General features: G+C 39.6%; 8 protein-coding genes. 1 reads left to right on the top strand and 7 read right to left on the bottom strand.

From position 1 onward, the window contains the following. Nucleotides 1–84: 84 nt before the first annotated feature. From HC965_RS06045 to HC965_RS06015, 7 genes are all read right to left on the bottom strand, one after another. Nucleotides 85–1,767, bottom strand: a complete 1,683-nt coding sequence (locus tag HC965_RS06045) for a RagB/SusD family nutrient uptake outer membrane protein (protein WP_191030609.1) — start codon at nucleotides 1,765–1,767, stop codon at nucleotides 85–87. An 11-nt stretch (nucleotides 1,768–1,778) separates the two neighbouring features. Next, the gene (locus HC965_RS06040) at nucleotides 1,779–4,553 is read right to left on the bottom strand and encodes a SusC/RagA family TonB-linked outer membrane protein (protein WP_191030608.1); all 2,775 of its coding nucleotides are present in this window, start codon (nucleotides 4,551–4,553) and stop codon (nucleotides 1,779–1,781) included. A gap of 30 nt (nucleotides 4,554–4,583) precedes the next feature. Next, complete coding sequence (locus tag HC965_RS06035) at nucleotides 4,584–6,443, bottom strand: RagB/SusD family nutrient uptake outer membrane protein (RefSeq protein WP_191030607.1); 1,860 nt, start codon at nucleotides 6,441–6,443, stop codon at nucleotides 4,584–4,586. Between the two features lie 15 nt (nucleotides 6,444–6,458). Further along, nucleotides 6,459–9,593 (bottom strand): TonB-dependent receptor, encoded by a 3,135-nt coding sequence (locus tag HC965_RS06030; protein ID WP_191030606.1) that lies wholly within the window; start codon nucleotides 9,591–9,593, stop codon nucleotides 6,459–6,461. A 164-nt stretch (nucleotides 9,594–9,757) separates the two neighbouring features. Beyond that, entirely contained in the window at nucleotides 9,758–10,138 is a 381-nt protein-coding gene (locus HC965_RS06025) for a cupin domain-containing protein (protein WP_223854752.1), read from the bottom strand. Nucleotides 10,139–10,436: 298 nt separating this feature from the next. After that, nucleotides 10,437–14,447, bottom strand: coding sequence for a hybrid sensor histidine kinase/response regulator transcription factor (locus HC965_RS06020; protein WP_191030604.1), 4,011 nt, complete (start codon nucleotides 14,445–14,447; stop codon nucleotides 10,437–10,439). Between the two features lie 173 nt (nucleotides 14,448–14,620). Continuing rightward, nucleotides 14,621–15,703: a glycoside hydrolase family 105 protein gene (locus HC965_RS06015; protein WP_370539968.1), complete on the bottom strand. Its 1,083-nt coding sequence runs from the start codon at nucleotides 15,701–15,703 to the stop codon at nucleotides 14,621–14,623. 284 nt (nucleotides 15,704–15,987) lie between these two features. On the opposite strand from HC965_RS06015, the gene HC965_RS06010 reads away from it, so the two are divergent. Continuing rightward, nucleotides 15,988–18,147: a polysaccharide lyase 8 family protein gene (locus HC965_RS06010; RefSeq protein ID WP_191030602.1), complete on the top strand. Its 2,160-nt coding sequence runs from the start codon at nucleotides 15,988–15,990 to the stop codon at nucleotides 18,145–18,147. The last annotated feature ends 132 nt before the right edge of the window (nucleotides 18,148–18,279 follow it).

Genomic DNA, 18,279 nt, shown 5'->3' with positions numbered 1-18,279 from the left:
TAAGTTTTACTTTTTTAATAACAGGCCGCTTTCTTACAAAGAAGATATAGCGACCTGCTATCCCTTAAACCAGTTGATATACCATTATTCCCAGCCCGGATTTTGAACCAACTTCTTATTCTTGAAAAGTTCAGTATTAGCTATCGGATAAAAATACATTCTATCTTCAACCACATTCGTATTTATCCGGCTCTTCTCATAATTCATTTCTGCTCCGGCCTTCGTCACCTTCACACCGTAAATATTTTCCGTCTCATCAAGTTCTTTCCAACGGCGAACATCCCAAAAGCGATGTCCTTCAAAAGCCAGTTCTACTCTGCGCTCATTCTTCAATCGCTTCAAGAACTCGTCAGGAGACAACGTGGCAGGAAGAGCGGGCATTTTCACCCCTTCTCTGTTACGTACACGATTTACAGCCTGTAAAGCCGTCATCCCACATTTCTCTGTTGTATATTCCAAACCGTTTTCACCATAAGCATTGACCATAGCCTCGGCATAGTTCAGCAATACTTCCGCATATCGGAACAACACCCAGTTGTGATGAGCTTGCGCTGTAGGAGCACCTGGTTCAAAGCTGATAGACTTATTCACATATTTACAAAGATAATAACCAGTAGAGGTGGCATTAGGGAGCGGAAGACCATTTGCTCCTCCTTCCCATATCTCTACGTTTTTATCAGCTGGCCATTTCATGTTATTGTGAACAATCGTCATATAAAAACGAGGATCTCTTTTCTCATAAGGATTCTTTCTCATGTTCTCGTCGTTCCAGTCAAAAGGAATTCCAGTCTTCATTTCAAACGCGCTTGCAAGATTTTCCGTCGGGCAAGTGGAAGTCTTTCCCCCCTTTACTCCCATAGGGAAATTCGCAGCTTCAAAAGAGTTGTTACTTCCGGTAGGACGCACAAGGATTACCTCTTTACTCTTATTATTCTCCGGACCAAATAAATTGGAAAAATTCTTATCCAATCCATACCCCAAAGCGGTTTGATCACCGATAATTTCATAAGCCGCTTCTGCCGCCGCAATCCACTTGTCCTTATCACCATTCGGATTAAATAAACGACTTGCTGCATATAAAGCTGCACGGGCTTTCAAAGCCAAAGCCGCTCCTTTGGTAATACGTCCGGTCTCCTTTTCCTTATATCCCGCATAGGTAGTCGGTAACACTTTGGCGGCTTCCGTACATTCGGATATAATAAATTTAAAAATTACATCAGATGACATTTGTTCGACATTGTTTGCCTCCTGCATAGTCAATACTTTTTCTATCAACGGAACATTCTGATAACGCTTTACTAACTCAAAATAGAAGAAAGCGCGTAAGAAACGAACTTCATATTCAAAGTTCGCATACTCTTTCATCCAATTTTCATAATCATCGCCATACTGCCAATCTTCAAATTTCAAATTGGTTAAGTTTTCCAGAAAGAAGTTTGCATCATGTATACCATCATAATAGTGAGCATACTTATCATCCACCGTGTAGTTGGCTGACCATGTTCCATTGACAAAACGCTGAATGCCTGAGCTTTCATACACATGAATTGCATCATCCGTAGCCGCATCCTGCATAGCTCCGTCAAGATTACAAAAATTACTCGGCAAATAACTGTAAACATTCGTCACAAATTGCTTTACTCGTGCATAACTTTCTTCGATTTGTTCCAAAGAATAGTTGTCCGATTCGTCACAATCCATGAAATCACAAGCCGTAAATAGACTTAATGACAAGAGTAATGTTATATATTTATTTATTAATTTCATATGATCATTTTTTAAAAAGACAAATTAAACCCGAATGTATATTGAGTCATGGTAGGATGGACAGCACCCACAGCTTCCGGATCTTGGATATCAATGCTATCAATACAGAAAAGATCGTGTGCACGCATAAAGACTTTCGCCCCACCCAGGAATTTAGTTTTCTTCATCAAATTAGACGGAAGTTTATAATACAGTTCCAACGTTCTCAACTTCAGATAAGAAGCATCGGCCACCCACAACGAGTTGTTATTATAGTTATTGGGAGAGCCCGAATAGCTCAACCGGGGAAGTGTTCCGGAAGGATTTGTCTCACTCCAACGATTCTTATAATAATAATCGGATATGGTATTATTACTGACTATCGGACGATATACACTACGAGTATCCAGTATCTCACTATAATTGCCAACTCCCTGGAACAATGCATAAACACCTATACCTTTGTATTCAGCGCCCAAGTCAAGCGAATAATAGATTTCCGGACAAACAGAATTATATCCCAACGCTACCTGATCGTATGTATCAATTCTTTTATCTCCATTCTGATCCTTGAACATCAAGTCACCCGGACGTACATCCCCTAGATATTGTTTCACTTCACGATTATCAATTTCTTCCTGAGACTGATAAATACCTGTTACCTCATAACCAAAAATCTGTCCCAAAGAACCTCCGGTGCGTTTCTGATAATCATACGGGCGATATTCTTCATTCTGATTAATAATCTTATTGCGTACAAACGAGAATTGCCCTCCCAAGTGATAAGAGAAATCCGAGACTTTATCATCCCAACCAAGAGAAGCTTCAATGCCTCTGTTATCTACCACACCATTATTTAGCTTTGGAACAGAAACTCCAAATACCGAAGAAATCGCATTTCCGCCTTCCACTAAAATATCCGTACGATGGTCATAAAAAGCATCCAATGACAACGAAAGTTTGTTCCATGCTTTGAAGTCAATCCCCACATTCAGTTTATGAGACTTTTCGTAAGTGAAACCATCTATAGCTAACTGATTAAGTTTCATGCCCGACATCGAAGTCGGAGAATCCTTGAAATAATATGAATTTCCACCACCGTAAATATCGCGGAACAAATTGACGCCATAATCAGCACGTCCCGATACACCATAAGAAGCTCTCAATTTCAAGAAATTCAGCCAATCTTGTTTCAAAAAGTCCTCTTCCGACAATATCCAGCCGGCACCTATAGCGGGAAATATACCCCAACGTTTGTCCGGGTCAAGAATACTGGAAGCAGAACCGGAGAGAGAAAAATCTACCAAGTAACGATTATTATATGTGTAATGAACTTGTCCGATTACATCCATGAAAGCACGCCCGGTATTCCTTCCTTTCGAATTCGTTTTATCCATGGCATACATGAAAGTGGCGTTCAGAGCATGCTTCCCGAAATTCTTCATATAATTGGCATAAGCCTCTAAATTAAAATGCGTTAATACAGAACCGACACTCTTTGAGAAGGCAAGTGTACCTTCTTTACGAAGTTCTTTGAATGTTTTTGCTCCCGTTGTCATGTCGATTGAAGCCGAACCATAAGCGTAATTCTTCGTATTGCTGTCCCAATAAGAGGCCGAATTATCCAAAGCTACTTTAAAACCGGCTGATAATCCGGGCAACAAGAAAGAGAAATCCTGTTTCAAATGTATGTCAGCAAATAACGCACGAGTTTGTGAACGTGCATACCCTTTGGCAGAAATGGCAGCTATCGGATTGTTTCCATACACGGTAGTACCTCCCCAGATTCCTTTTTCTGTCTTTATTGGAAAAGCACCGGAAGGTGTCTGATATAGCATATCAAACAAATCATCGGATGTTGTTCCGGGACGATTGTGCTCAGTAAAGTTTCCGAGCAAGTTCAATTGTACGGTAGTAGTAGGTGAAACTTCAATATCTAAGTTGGTACGAATATTCAACCGGGAATATTTAAGTTGTGTTGAATATCCGTCATTGTCGCCCGTCGGTTGCAAAATACCACGATTATCCAAAAAGTTCAACATCGTATAATAACGGACAAATTTACCGCCTCCCCTAGCGGAGAAAGAGACATTATCACCGTAGCTGGCACCTCGCAAAGCCTCATCCATCCAGTCTACATTGGGATAGAACAGCGGATAAGTCTGATTCTTGAACGCATCAAGCTCTGCAGTAGAATAACGTGGAAGCGAACCATCGTTTACCAAGGCTTCATTGAGTGCCGACGCGTATGTATAACCATCTGCAAAGTCCGGCAAACGATTCGGCGTAGCGACATTAAACTCATATGAGAAATCAATCTGAGGAGCCGTCATGGAACCACGTTTGGTCTTTACGAGAATCACCCCGTTGGCTCCCCGAATACCATATATACTTGTAGCCACAGCATCCTTTAGCACACTGACTGACTCTATTTCTTCTGATGACAATTCCTTGATAGAACGCTCGAAACCATCCACCAACACCAGCGGATTCTTAGAGTTCGTTGTGCCCAGCCCTCGTATATACATGGCAGGACCGTCCTCCCATGCTGCACCGGAGTTTTGTAATACTTGCAAGCCAGGCAATGTTCCGAACAATTGATTGCCGGGATTAATACTTCTTTTATGAGAAAGCGTTCCGCTGCCAACCACAGAAACAGCACCGGTCGCTTCTTTCATATCGTGAACGATATTCCGTCCGAAATCCACAGTCACATTATCCCTGTGAGCCGTCAATGTATCTGTTTGCGCCATTACACTCGCAGAACAAAACATACCGGCCAATATTATATTAAGTTTTTTACTCATATTATTTTTCATCTATGTTTTTCATAAATTTTATTCCCAACCCGGATTTTGTACCAAGCCATACCCTTTGTTTACTTCGTTTTGAGGGAAAGCGCTCAAATACCATTTACGTGAATAGTTTCCGGGCTCCCACCAATAACGGCTGCCTTCGGTTCCCAACAGAGGAAACTCTTCACATATATAGGACTGGTCATTTTTATTTTTATAAACATGCAATCCATGCAGAGGTGTAGAGAATTTCTCATCCATTCTCCAACGAATCAGGTCGAAATAACGAACCTCTTCAAAACCGAATTCACAAGCACGTTCGCGAAGTACGGCAGCTCTGAATTGTTCTCGGTTCAACCCCCTTTTCAGCCCTTTCATTCCTACGCGTTCACGCACTTTATTCACATAAAAGTAGGCCAAATCATTAGGAGCTTTATGGTATTCATTCAAAGCTTCGGCATAACTAAGATAGAGCTCGGCAATACGCAAATGAGGCCATTGAATCACGTGATTGTTATATTCACCGGCACGGTCCAGTCCCCATTTGCGACAAGAAACGCCAGTTAACAAACTTTTAACAGTTACCTGACCAACTCCCCAATCTCGACCTTTTGGATAATTAACCTTATCCGCCGGATTTTCATCAGTAACTCCAGCTGTTCTACCCTGAAATATATCTCCATCCAAAATAAATGTTTCGCTTAAACGCGGATCTCTATTGACAAAAGGATTCCGGCGATGTTCTTCATTGTTCCAGTCAAAATCCTCACCATCCGCTGTTTGAAACATATCAAAATACTCCTTTGTCGGATTATAGGCTCCCCAGCGGATTGCTTGATTCGGTAATGAATTGCTATTAGCCTTATATATATTCCGGTGAACGGGAATTAAAGTTTCAGTGGTTCCACGATCGAAATAAGCGGCACGAAACGCGTAACGATATTCATTCGGAGTAACGTCATCCTTCTCCACCAATTTATAAAAATGATTTTCGTCCAAAGCCCTAAAGAAATCTTCACAAGCTTTAACTGCAGCCCCCCAACGCTCATGGTCATAATCACCAAACCATGTCATTTTATGATCTGTAGCTTCGCCCGGATAATAAGGTTCCTCATTATTGAACAGAGGACTTGCCACAAAAAGCAGTAGTCTGGCTTTCAATCCCATGGCCCCTGCTTTAGTGATTCGCCCGTCCCAGTTGGCTAAATCGGAAGGAGAAATGTTCCATGGGAAATGCGGGCAATCAATAGCTTCTTGCAAAATACGAAGAATAAACTTCACAGTATCATCCAAAGTAGCTCTGGCAGGAAAACTTGCTTCATCAGGTGCAATAACTTTATCCACAATAGGTAAAGCACCATAATGGCGTAACATATGCGTATAGTAAATCGCTACAATCGTCTTGGCTTCCGCCTTCAAACGTTCTTTTTCTGCCGGATCCATATCTGGAACACGATCAATATTCTCCACAACAAGCCAAGCGTGCCGAATGGCTGCCCACATGTGACTCTCACTATCATTAAAACGAAGTTTAGTAGCACTGGTTTTCAAAACACGAGGAGCATTTTCTTTGCTCGCATTATAATCTCCCGTATAATACACTGTATTCGCTCCGGAATAATAAATACTAGACTGACATAAATCTGTCAAAGCTTCGATATTAGACAAATACATTGTTGTCCAATATCCGGTTGTTTCCAGTCCGTAAGGAAGATACTGATAAGTATACCATAAAACTCTACGCGCATATTCGGCAGTAGAAAAAACCGTATCAATCGTCACATCCGTGCTGGGCGGCTTTTGCAGGAATTTATCTCCAAATGCTAAATCTTCACAAGAGATCGTCGTTATCAGTCCCAACATTACTATTATGACATGGAAGTGTCTCTTTATCTGTTTCATAATCTTTTTCTTTTATTAAAATCCTACCTTCAAACCGAAATTCACCACTTTTATCAAAGGATAAGCTTGACCATCCGGATTACTTTCCGGGTCACAGAATCCCATATCGTCGAATGTAAGCAAGTTGTATCCGGATACCGAAAGTCGTAATGTTCCCAAATGCATTTTCTTCACCAGTTTTTTAGGAAAAGAATACCCTAGTTCTATATTTTTCAGACGAACGTAAGAAGCATCACGCAACCATAAATCGGAATCTCTATAATTGTTAGCCTTACTAGCTCCGAAAGAAATGGCGGGAGCAGTGGAAGAGTTGCCTTTCTCCGGTGTCCAGGCATCCTTTATCATATAGCTCAACAAAGCACGATTGTTTGTCGTATCAAACGGAACACGATAAAAGCTACTTACCAGACGAGAAGTCTTGAATGCTCCGGACCATACCATACTGAAATCAAGACCATTCCAGGAAAATCCCAATGACATGTTACCTGTCAGCAACGGATATTTAGGATATCCGATAGCAGCCACATCTTTGTCATCTATCTTGTAATCGCCGTTCAAATCCCTATACTTCACATCACCTGCCTTAGGTGAAAAATTATGATCGGGAATACCTCCTTCCGTACCTTTATTAACCGCATACTTTTCTACATCTTCTTGAGAGAAAAAGCCGTCGGTAACGTATCCGAACTGTTGCCCTACAGGACGTCCGGTTTGCTCCATCCACTCATAGGGTTGAGGTATTTCATCTTGGAAAATTATCTTATTTTTTGCATACGACCAGCTTGTGCCTACATAATAGTTCACATTCTGAATTTTATCTTCCCATCGGGCCGTAACTTCAAAACCCTTATTGTCTACCTTACCCATATTCACTGTAGGTAACTTCACTGCCAAATAGCCCGGGTCCAACTTACGAGTAAGCAAGATGTCTTTACGATGTTCAACGAAATAGTCAAAAGAGGTTTTTAAATGACCATCAAAGAAATGCATATCGACACCATAGTTCTGTTTAGAAGCCGTTTCCCAAGTTACATTCGGATTACCAATTTTGGACTCGATAGCCCCGGGTAACTTATAATCATTGGATGAACCGAATCCATAATTACCTGAACTGATAATATAGGAATCAGGCAAATAAAGGAAACGTGAACCATCGGATACCCTGTCATTACCCACAATACCATAAGAAGCACGCACTTTCATATAGCTAAGATAAGGCTTCAAAGGTGACATGAATTTTTCTTCGGACAAAATCCAGCCGGCAGAACCTGCAGGAAAAAATCCAAAACGTTTTCCTTCAGCAAAATTCTCGGAACCATTATAGCCAACACTGAAATCCACCATATAACGAGTCTTATAATCGTAGGTAGCACGTCCCACAAGTCCTACGTAACTACGAGGAATTCCGGGAAACTGCTTATCGGAATAATAATACTTCATCGACTGATTGTACATAGCCAGAGCCGACACGTTGTGATGACCGAACTTACGCGAATAGTTCAACGCAGCCTCCAGATACCAATCACGAGATTGACCAGTACTTTCATCATATGATAATGTAGTTGTTTCCTGAGTCTTTTTTAATAAAATCTCCCCATCCTCACCCGGAAAAGCTTCATATCTTGCTGTACGTCCCTCACGTCTTTTCTTAATGGTGGCTCCACTATTATACGCACCTTTGATATGCGCTTTCAGTCCTTTAGTTACCATATCCAGTTTTTGCTGCAAAGAAAAGTCGAAATTAATTACATTATTAGCGGTCGTATTGTAACCTTTTCCGTAATAAGAGTTAAGAGCATCGTATATTTTTCCAAAACCTCCATACAATGTTTCATTGAGAGTGACCCATTTTCCATCCACGATACCCGGTCCGGCAAAAGGCGGAGTCCAATAAACATCTCTAAAAAGATATTCCACAGTCTTACTGTTACCATTGTCATAATTGGGTTCCCGCCTATCTGTCAGTCGTCCGCCCAAATTAATCTTCATAGATGTTGTTTTCGTTACATCTACATCCATATTGACACGGTAATTGTATCGATTATATTTGAAACCGGAATCATAATCGCCCGTATCAAACATATTAAAAAGACCATCTTGCGTATAGATACCTAACGATGCAAAATACTTAACACGCTTGGAACCGCCTGATATATTAAAATTGTGTTGTGTCTGCCATGCCGAATTTTTAATCACCATATCTGCCCAGTCCGTATCAGCATACATTATCGGATTGCTATGTGTACGAAAAGCTTCCAGCATTTCGGGAGTAAACGTCAAATTTTCCTCCAAAACTCCATCACGCAACTGCGCATTATTAAAAGCGTTTGCATAATCGTAACTGTTAGCAAAATCGGGAATACGGGTAGGCAACTGCAAGGCTGCGCTAGTAGAAAAAGAAACCTTTGCTTTACCTTCACTTCCGCGCTTGGTAGTCACCAATATCACACCATTTGCACCACGTACTCCGAATACAGCTGTAGCCGAAGCATCTTTCAACACGGTAATGTCTTCTACTTCATTGGGATCCAATTGAGAGAAAGAACGCTCAACACCATCTACCAGACATAAAGGAGAAGACAGATTAGTAGACAAAGAACCAACACCACGTACGTATATCGTCGCATCGTCCGCACCCGGTTGTCCACTAGACTGCACGCTAGATAAACCCGGCACTTTTCCGCTAAGAGCATTCGCGATACTTCCAACCGGAGATTTCATAATTTCATCCGATTTCACCGATGAGAGAGCACCTGTGATAGTCACTTTTTTAGTGCTACCATACGCAATGACCTGCACCTCTTCCAAGGCAGTCACATTTTCACTCAATTTCACGTTTAACTGAGACTCTCCCTTATAAACAATCTCCTTATCTTCATAGCCGATAAAGGAAATCACAAGAGTAGCACCTACCGGCACAGTCAGTTTGAAATTCCCGTCCAAATCAGTCACTACACCGTTTGTGGTTCCTTTCACCGAGACCGTTGCACCTATCACGGGGCCCATATCGTCCGATACGACACCGGTCACAACTTTTTTGCTAACTTGTTGTGCAACCAAAGCTGATCGAGAATGATTATCATTTCCCGAGATCCTGCCCGAATACACGACTAACAAAGTTAACGCCAATAACCAAACTTTGTTTCTCATAAATAAACAGATTTTTGATTAAATAAATAATTAATACTTTTAGTAAAAACATTGCAAATGTAAGAAGCATGGAAGCACAAAGCCTGCCCACCGAATATCCGACAGGTGTACAAATTGTGTTCTGAAACAATACATGCCACAAACCGGACAGTTTTACTACCTATTCAAGGTTCAGATTTAACCAGAAAATCAGCGCGCATCGGAGCAAAACTATCAATAAGCACACCTGCCTCCAAACATACACAACCATGCATAACATCCGGTTCTATGTAAATACCATCCCCGGCAGCCACTATCTGCTTCTCATCTCCTACGGTAAACTCAAATTTTCCACTCACCACATAAGTTACCTGTGTATGATAATGAGTATGGGGAGTACCTATTGCACCCTTCTCAAATTTAACTTTCACCAACATCGCCTGCCCGTCATAACCCATAATCTGCCGGGTAACGCCATCGCCTGCCGGTTCCCACGCTTTCTCTTTCTCATAGACAAAAGTCGCACTTCTTGTTTTCTTAACCGGTTGTCCTGTCATTGATTCCATAGCATACAAATTTGGAATTACAGATAGAATCGTAAATACTAAAAGAATCTTCTTTTTCATTATTCTATAATCTTTTTTTGCAAATAAAGCGTTTAGCAGGCAACAAAAGGAGGCAATATTATCCAAACAGCGGCACATTTCATCCTTTCAGACAAAGAGTGCCACAAATCAGACAATGAATCACCGATCAGACTTTTCTCGACTAAAACAACTGCATACAAAAAAAACATAGTTCAGACATGACCTTAAGATAAAAGCCAGAAGAAGAAATCGATATGAACAAAATAAAATCTATATTCTAAAGTTCGGGACCTTTTCTATAGGTCAAGGGAGATACTCCATAAAACGCTTTGAAACAACGGCTGAAATAACGTGGAGAAGTAAAGCCCAAACTGTAAGAGATCTCCGAAATATTATACTGAGGTTCTTCCTGTAACATTCGTAATGCTTCTTCCAATTTTAATTTTAACGCAAATTCATTAGGTGTCAGCCCTGTCACCTCCTTTATACGAGCAAACATCTTGCTACGTCCCATATGCAATTCCGAAGCCAACGTATTCATATCAAAATCGGAATTGTCAAAATTTCGTTTAATAATATCCGTGGCTGTATCCAGGATTCTCTGATCAGACACACTCAATCCCCTGGTTTCTTGCGACATAGTTTTTTCTTTCCGAGCCACCTTATCCAATAAGACGCGCCTGCTTTTCAACAGATTACTACAACAAGCCAATAAAAGTTTAACATTAAAGGGTTTCGTTATATAAGCATCCGCTCCAAACACATATCCCTCTATAGTATGATCATCTGATGCTTGGGCTGTCAACAACACAACCGGAACGTACGCCAGCTCCAAACAATTCTTTATTTTATAGCACATCTCTTTACCGGACATTACAGGCATCATTACATCACTCACTACTATATCCGGATGAATCCTCAAAGCCTGTTCATATCCTGCCTGTCCGTTATCTGCTTTATAAACGGTATAAACGGACGAAAAGATAGACACCAGAAGTTCCATCACTTCTTCACTGTCTTCCACCAGCAAAATAACCGGTTTTACTTTTAGTTCAATCTCATCTTCCTTATCCACAATATCACTAATCACGAGTTCCGTCTGCTTTTCCTGCAATAATAAATTTTCTACCTTAAGCACCTCTGCCCAGTCAGACGAAGAAAGAATGCTCCGTCCATGATCCAACTCCTCCCTAGTAAAATGGGAATTTCCCGTAAGTAACTCTATTTTAAAACAACTCCCTTCATTCCACACACTCTCCACCTTTATACTCCCTTTATGTGCCTCTACCATAGCCTTTGTGAACGCCAATCCAATCCCACTTCCCTGAACTGCGTCAGGCAGCACTTCGTCTCCTCTGTAAAAACGTTCAAATATTTTCGACAAATCCTCGTTCGGGATTCCACAACCGGTATCAGCCACAGCAATCTCAACTATCTGACGCACCCTCTTGATAGTTATTTTTACATTTCCACTTTCGGGAGTATATTTAAAAGCATTTGATAAAAGATTAAACAACACCTTTTGCATTTGCTGCGGATCAAACCACAAATCAATCTTTTCGTCCATAGATTCAAATGTAAAAGTTATGTCTTTCCTACGTGCCAATTCAACAAAGGATCTATATATATCTTTTATAAAAGGAACCACATCTACACATTCTACTTTCAACTTCATAAATCCTTGTTCCTGTTTTCTAAAATCAAGAAGTTCTGTTATCAAGATTCGCAAATTCATCGCATTCCTATATACCGCCTGTATACGTTTAGTCACAACGGGAGACAATTTCTCCATTTGCAACATCATCTCTATCTGCCCGATAATCAAAGTTAAAGGAGTGCGGAACTCATGTGATATATTAGTAAAGAAACGCAATTTCATCTTATTCATTTCCTCTATCCGCATTTTCTCATCTTTCTCTTTCACCAACGATAAGGCCAAAGCTCTGCGCTTGGCTATTACTCGCCAAATACCATACAGTATAAATGATACGATAATAAAATAAAAAATAAAAGCCCCCCATGTGGCAAACCACGGACGATGTATCTTAATAGTAAGTGCAATCTCATTATATTCTCCCCCTTGCATTTTATTTTTCAACTCACGCACTTTCAAGACATAATTACCAGAAGGCAGATTCGTATATTTTAAACGTAACTGTTCGGTAGATTTCCAATCGTCATCAAATCCCTCTAATTTATAGAAAAACCTCACATTTCTTTCATGTTCCACATAGTTGGAACTGGAAAAAAGAATCGCCAAGTTATTTTGCTTATAAGATAAATCAAGCTTACCCGTAAAAGGTAACGCTTCCTCCAACACTTCAGAATCATCTCCGGGGTCAATTCTAACATCATTAATCAGCAGTTCGGAAAAATAAAGCCTGGGTACAGTCTCATTCTCCACATATAAATCTTCCTCCCTGAAAGAAATCATTCCATCTACCCCTCCTACATAAATCTGACCGTCAGTTGCCGCCCATAAGCCACACCCCTCTGCCACAGCCGATATTCCTCCTCTAAGCCCCAGTTCAATAGAATAAATCGAATGATTGAAAGAAGAATAAATAGATAATCCTTTATCACTGGACAACAAGATGTTGTTATTAGGCGTTTCTACTATATTATAGCAAAAATCACTTAATAAATTATCCGATTCCACGGTATGATGCGACCATTTTTCTTTATCATAATTATATACATAAACCCCATTTCCCAATGTGGAAATATAAATAGTACCATCGGACGCTTCCATAATTTTCGTAATCTTCACTTTCCGTTCAGTCATCTGCTTCACTTCCAGGCGTTTTCCACCATCCACTTTGATTTTGTACAGTTCAAAACCTGTAGTCAACCAAATATATCCTTGTTTATCTATTTCAAACGTCAAAAACAGTTTTTCGTTATCCAAAATTTGGAATTCATTTGTATCAGGATTCATCCTCCAAAAACCATTACGAGCAGAAACATACAACCAGCCGTCCTTAAACAACACATGATAGATAATTTGCCCCGGCCCTTTTCCTATTCTTTCAAATGCCTCAAGATAATTATGAAACTTTCCGCTTTTCCGGTCGTAACGACTTAGTCCTCCGGTATATGTACCTATATATACGTGATCACGTTTTTTATCATAAGTAATACTCTTCACATTATTATGTATGATAGAATTTCCACCAGAAGCCATATAATATGTAAAAGTCTTATTTTTTCGGTTCAAACAATTAACCCCACCTCCGTCAGTACAAATCCAGAGATTATGGTCCTTATCTTCCACCATCTGTCCTACAATAGGAAAGCTCAATCCTCCCTCACTTATTTTTTTGTACGGATAATAATGAAACACATCTTTGGATTGATTAAAATAATTGACTCCGCCATAATATGTTCCTATCCAGATAGTTCCCTGGTTATCCTTATATAAAGAAAAAACAGACTGGTGCTCTAAAGCCCCCAATATATAACCGGGACGATAAACAGAGTATGTGTCCAAATAAGGATTATATACCTGTAATCCGTCAAATGTCCCAAACCATATATTCTGTTTATCATCTTCTACAAAGCCCCGTATTTGCTCACTTACCACACGAGTGGAAGAATGTTCCTCTTTTCTAATTTCTCCCTCCTGATTAATACGATACAAACCTTTCATACGCGAAGCAACCCATAATTCATTATGACTGCTAACAAATAATCTAAAGATTTCAATCTTTGGAAGCACACATTTGACCAAATCGTTTTCAAGCACATACAGTCCTTTACTGGTTCCAATCCAAAGTTTTTCTCCTTGTTTCTCCAAACACCAAATAGTAGATGTATTCAGTTTACGAAAAAAATGTAATGAATCTCTATTGCAATCATATTTAAATAATGAATCTCCCATAGCACACCATATTTTTCGATTAATAGAGGCTACAGAACTTACTCTGGAAGAGCGTATTTCTTCCAATTTTTCATTACGTATGTCATATCTAAGTAATGCATGATTATTACGTATATAAATATTTCCCAGCGAATCGCCGACAATCTGATTTATCGAACCGTTTATCAATTTTACTTGTTGAGATTGCCCAACCACATAAGATTTACACTGATGAATCTGTTTACCATCATATATATTAACGCCTTCATTAGTACCAAACCACATACGTCCCAACGTATCCTGATAAATAGCCAATACGGAAGGATTAGAAAGACCGTCTTTCATTCCTAATCTCTTAAAGAACTGTCCATAAAAGCAGCTAGGAAACAGTAATAAAGATAATACAAGATAGTACTTTAATCGAATCATTGAAGTGTGTATTAGATGTTTGATAAACGAAGGTATGAAAATATTTTTAAAAACCGGTTACATTTCATTAAAAAAAAGTAAGAAGGAATATTACCTATAACAGAGATATACGTAGGAATTGCATTGATTTCATATACAACCATATCATTACATGTACACCATGTCCGTTGACTTCATAGAATCTTTTGAACCAACCTATACATTTGATTGCCGGCAAGTAGAAAGGCACCCGCTCCATAAACCTCTGTCATCTTCCGAGTCACTTTTTTAGGATCAGCACCGATAGGTTGTACATACCCCAATTTTCCATCCTTTTCAACAGCTTTCACCAAAGCTTCCCATCCTCTTTTTATGATAGGCATCATATGTTCTTTATCCAGCAACTCCTCATTAACTCCATACGCTAAAGCATATACGATGAACCCGGTTGCACTAGTTTCAGGTGAAGGATAAGATTTCGGATCAAGCAAGCTAGCATGCCAATATCCGTCTTCTCCCTGCAATGAAGCAACACGGTTGGCCAAACGCACAAACAAGTCTTGATAAAACTCACGATGCATATTATTACGAGGCAATGTTTGCAATATCTCACAAAGTCCTCCCAAGACCCAGCCATTTCCACGTCCCCAAAACACTTTTTTGCCATTAGCTTCTTTTTTACCGAAATAACGGTGATCACGATAAAATAGTTGCTCTTCTTTATCAAACAAATAATCATAAGCAGCTCTATATTCTTGATTCAGAAAATTGACATACTTCCAATCATGTGTCAGCATGTACATTTTGGCATATACGGGAGGAGCCATAAACAACGCGTCGCACCATGACCAACGCTCCAATGTTTCCATATTTCCATAGTCTAATTTAAGCGTACTAGACGATGGATGATTAATGACAAACTCAGTGCGTGCCATCGTCGGAAGCAACATGTTCCGATCTCCATATTTACGATACATATCTATAAAAACTTGCCCCACTGCTATGAAATCCGCATGATACATATATTTCCCCACCTGCCAAGCATTACGCCTGCCTATACTTCTCAACCATTTATAATACCTGTTATCTCCATCTTCTTTTTCCGTCAATTCCGCCCAGTCAATCATTCCCATATACAAAGCAGCATGCGTCCAACTCAAGTCGTCATGTTCCGCTCCTTCAGCCGGATTGGCAATCTGCCAATCGGCTACACGCTTCATTACCGACTTTATTTCCGAATTACTAAAAACATCTTGTCCCCAAGAGCAAATACTCATTATAGACAAAACAATAAAAGAGAATAGCACCTTTTTCATACAATTCAATTTATCAATTTTCAATTATGCGATAAAGAAAAACATATTTTTCAAAAAACACCTATCTTCACGCTCCAACTTATTGCACTATTTTATATGAATACACAATAAAGACACATAATCAAACAATATTGCACCTATCTTGCCCCCAACGGACAAACTTCTCCCTCTTAAAAGATAAAATGGGTACATACATTCCTATTTTTCTAATGATATTTGTACCCGTCATTTTTAATAATAAAAATATGAAAATCACTATTCGTTTTATTTTTGTCACATTACTTATTACTAGTAATCTTTTTTCCGCAAAAGCATATCTCAGCGAGAATGTCTACACCAACAGTCACGATGAATTTGAAGTATTAATGAAGAAAATCAGACAAGATTTTGCTCAAAATCCTCATATTGAAGAAGCGCTAGAAAAATACAACAACAAAGACGGTTCTTTCACTGATGTAGATTACAGTAGCATACAACGTACTAATTGGCCCCCGATGACACACCTCGAACGTTTGTATGATTTCGTTTTTGCATATACGAATCCCAAAAACAAATATTATAAAGACAGACTATTATTTGCTAAAATACAGAAAGGGCTGGAATACTGGCATGAACGTAATCCATGGTGCCATAACTGGTGGTATAATCAAATAGCCGAGCCACAATGTCTAGGAATATTACTTATACAAATGCGAACCGGAGAGCAGCACCTTCCCACCGTATTGGAAAACAAACTTTTAAAAAGAATCAAAGAAGATGGCGGACATCCTTCCAAATGGACCGGAGCGAACCGCACTGATATAGCTTTACACTGGATATATCGTTCTTGCCTGAGTAAAAATGATACGGACTTAAAAATCGCGATTGAAAATGCATATAGCCCCATCGCTTATACAACCAAAGAAGGATTTCAGCATGATAACAGCTATTTTCAGCACGGAGTCCAACTTTATATCGGAGGATATGGAGACGAAATCCTGAAAGGTATCACTCAGATAGCTATGTACACCAAAAGCACCCAATATGCCATACCTGAGACAAAATTAGCAATATTGAGCAAATTTATGCGTGAAACTTATTATTCGACCATAAGAGGACAATACATGTTATTCGACGTACTCGGAAGAGGAGTCAGTCGTCCGGGAGTTACAAAAAAAACAAACACAATTTTATTTGCTAAACGCATGATTGAACTGGATCCCACACATGGTGAGGAATTTAAGGCAATAATCAAACGCCTGAAAGGGGAAGAAGCCGCCAACTATGCGTTACAGTCCAAACACACCCATTATTTCCGCGGTGACTATACTCTGCACGTACGTCCTGACTATACCTTCGATGTGCGTATGGTATCCAACCGTACGATGCGTTGCGAATACGGAAACAGAGAAAACCTAAAAACCTATTTCATGTCCGACGGCTGCACCAACATAGTAGTGGACGGTAATGAATATGCAAATATATTTCCTGTGTGGAATTGGACCCGTATTCCCGGAGTTACCGCTCCGCAAATGAATAAAATACCAATGGCCAAAAGCAGTTGGCAAACGCGAGGCACTTCTACCTTTGCCGGAGGAGTATCCGACAGTATTTACGGTGCATCCGCCTATTCCTACACAGATAATTATGCCAACATTAATACAAAAGCCAAAAAGGCCTGGTTTTTCTTCGACGATGAAGTTGTATGTCTTGGAACAGGTATCTATTCCACATCTCCCGAGGAAATATTCACAACAGTGAACCAAAGTTTGCTCTCCCAAAAAGAAATTATATTCTCCGTTGGAAAAAAAACATCACATTTGGAACAAAGTTCTTCAAAGCATATAGAAGCAGACTGGATACTTCATAATAAAATAGGTTATTTATTCCCCGAAAGAAAAAAGATCTTTGTAAGTAATCAGACACAAACCGGTAATTGGTATGACATCAATAACACAGCTTCGAAGCAATCTCAAGAGGCAGATATTTTCACAGTAGGTTTTAATCATGGAAAAAATCCTTCTAATGCCAACTATGCTTACATAGTGGTTCCCAACAAACAGACTGCAGCCGAGATGAAAAAGTATGAAAAAAGTAAGAATATTGAAATCTTATCTAATACGGAAGACCTACAAATTGTTAAAAATAAAAAGCTCGGTATCTGGCAGATGATATTCTACAAAGCAGGAAAATTCAAGAGTAAAGACATATCTGTTGAAGTAAGCGAAGGCTGCGCACTTATGATCAAGGATAAAGGCGAAAATAAAGTAGATGTTCATATAGCTGATCCCAAACAAGCACAATCTACTATAGAAATAGAAATCTGCATGCCGAGAAAATCCTCAAAAACAAATAAAGCTACTTGCAATTTCAGAAATAGCGGAATATATTCCGGCGCTTCTAAAAAGTTAAATTTCCAATTTTAAACTTCGAGTCCGAGAATTTTTGCCTTTATTTCGGCATCCCATCAGCGATGTGGATGATTCGGAAAATAAGTGCAACTATTAAGGACTATTTAGTCAGATAAGATAAAAATAAATGGTGCTATTTTGCCATAC

Origin of the sequence: Bacteroides sp. GM023, assembly GCF_014750685.1 — a bacterium.
In the GTDB taxonomy this organism is placed as follows: Bacteria; Bacteroidota; Bacteroidia; order Bacteroidales; family Bacteroidaceae; genus Bacteroides.
Note: the sequence above shows the minus strand (reverse complement) of the source record. Positions and strands in the feature narration are given on the sequence as shown.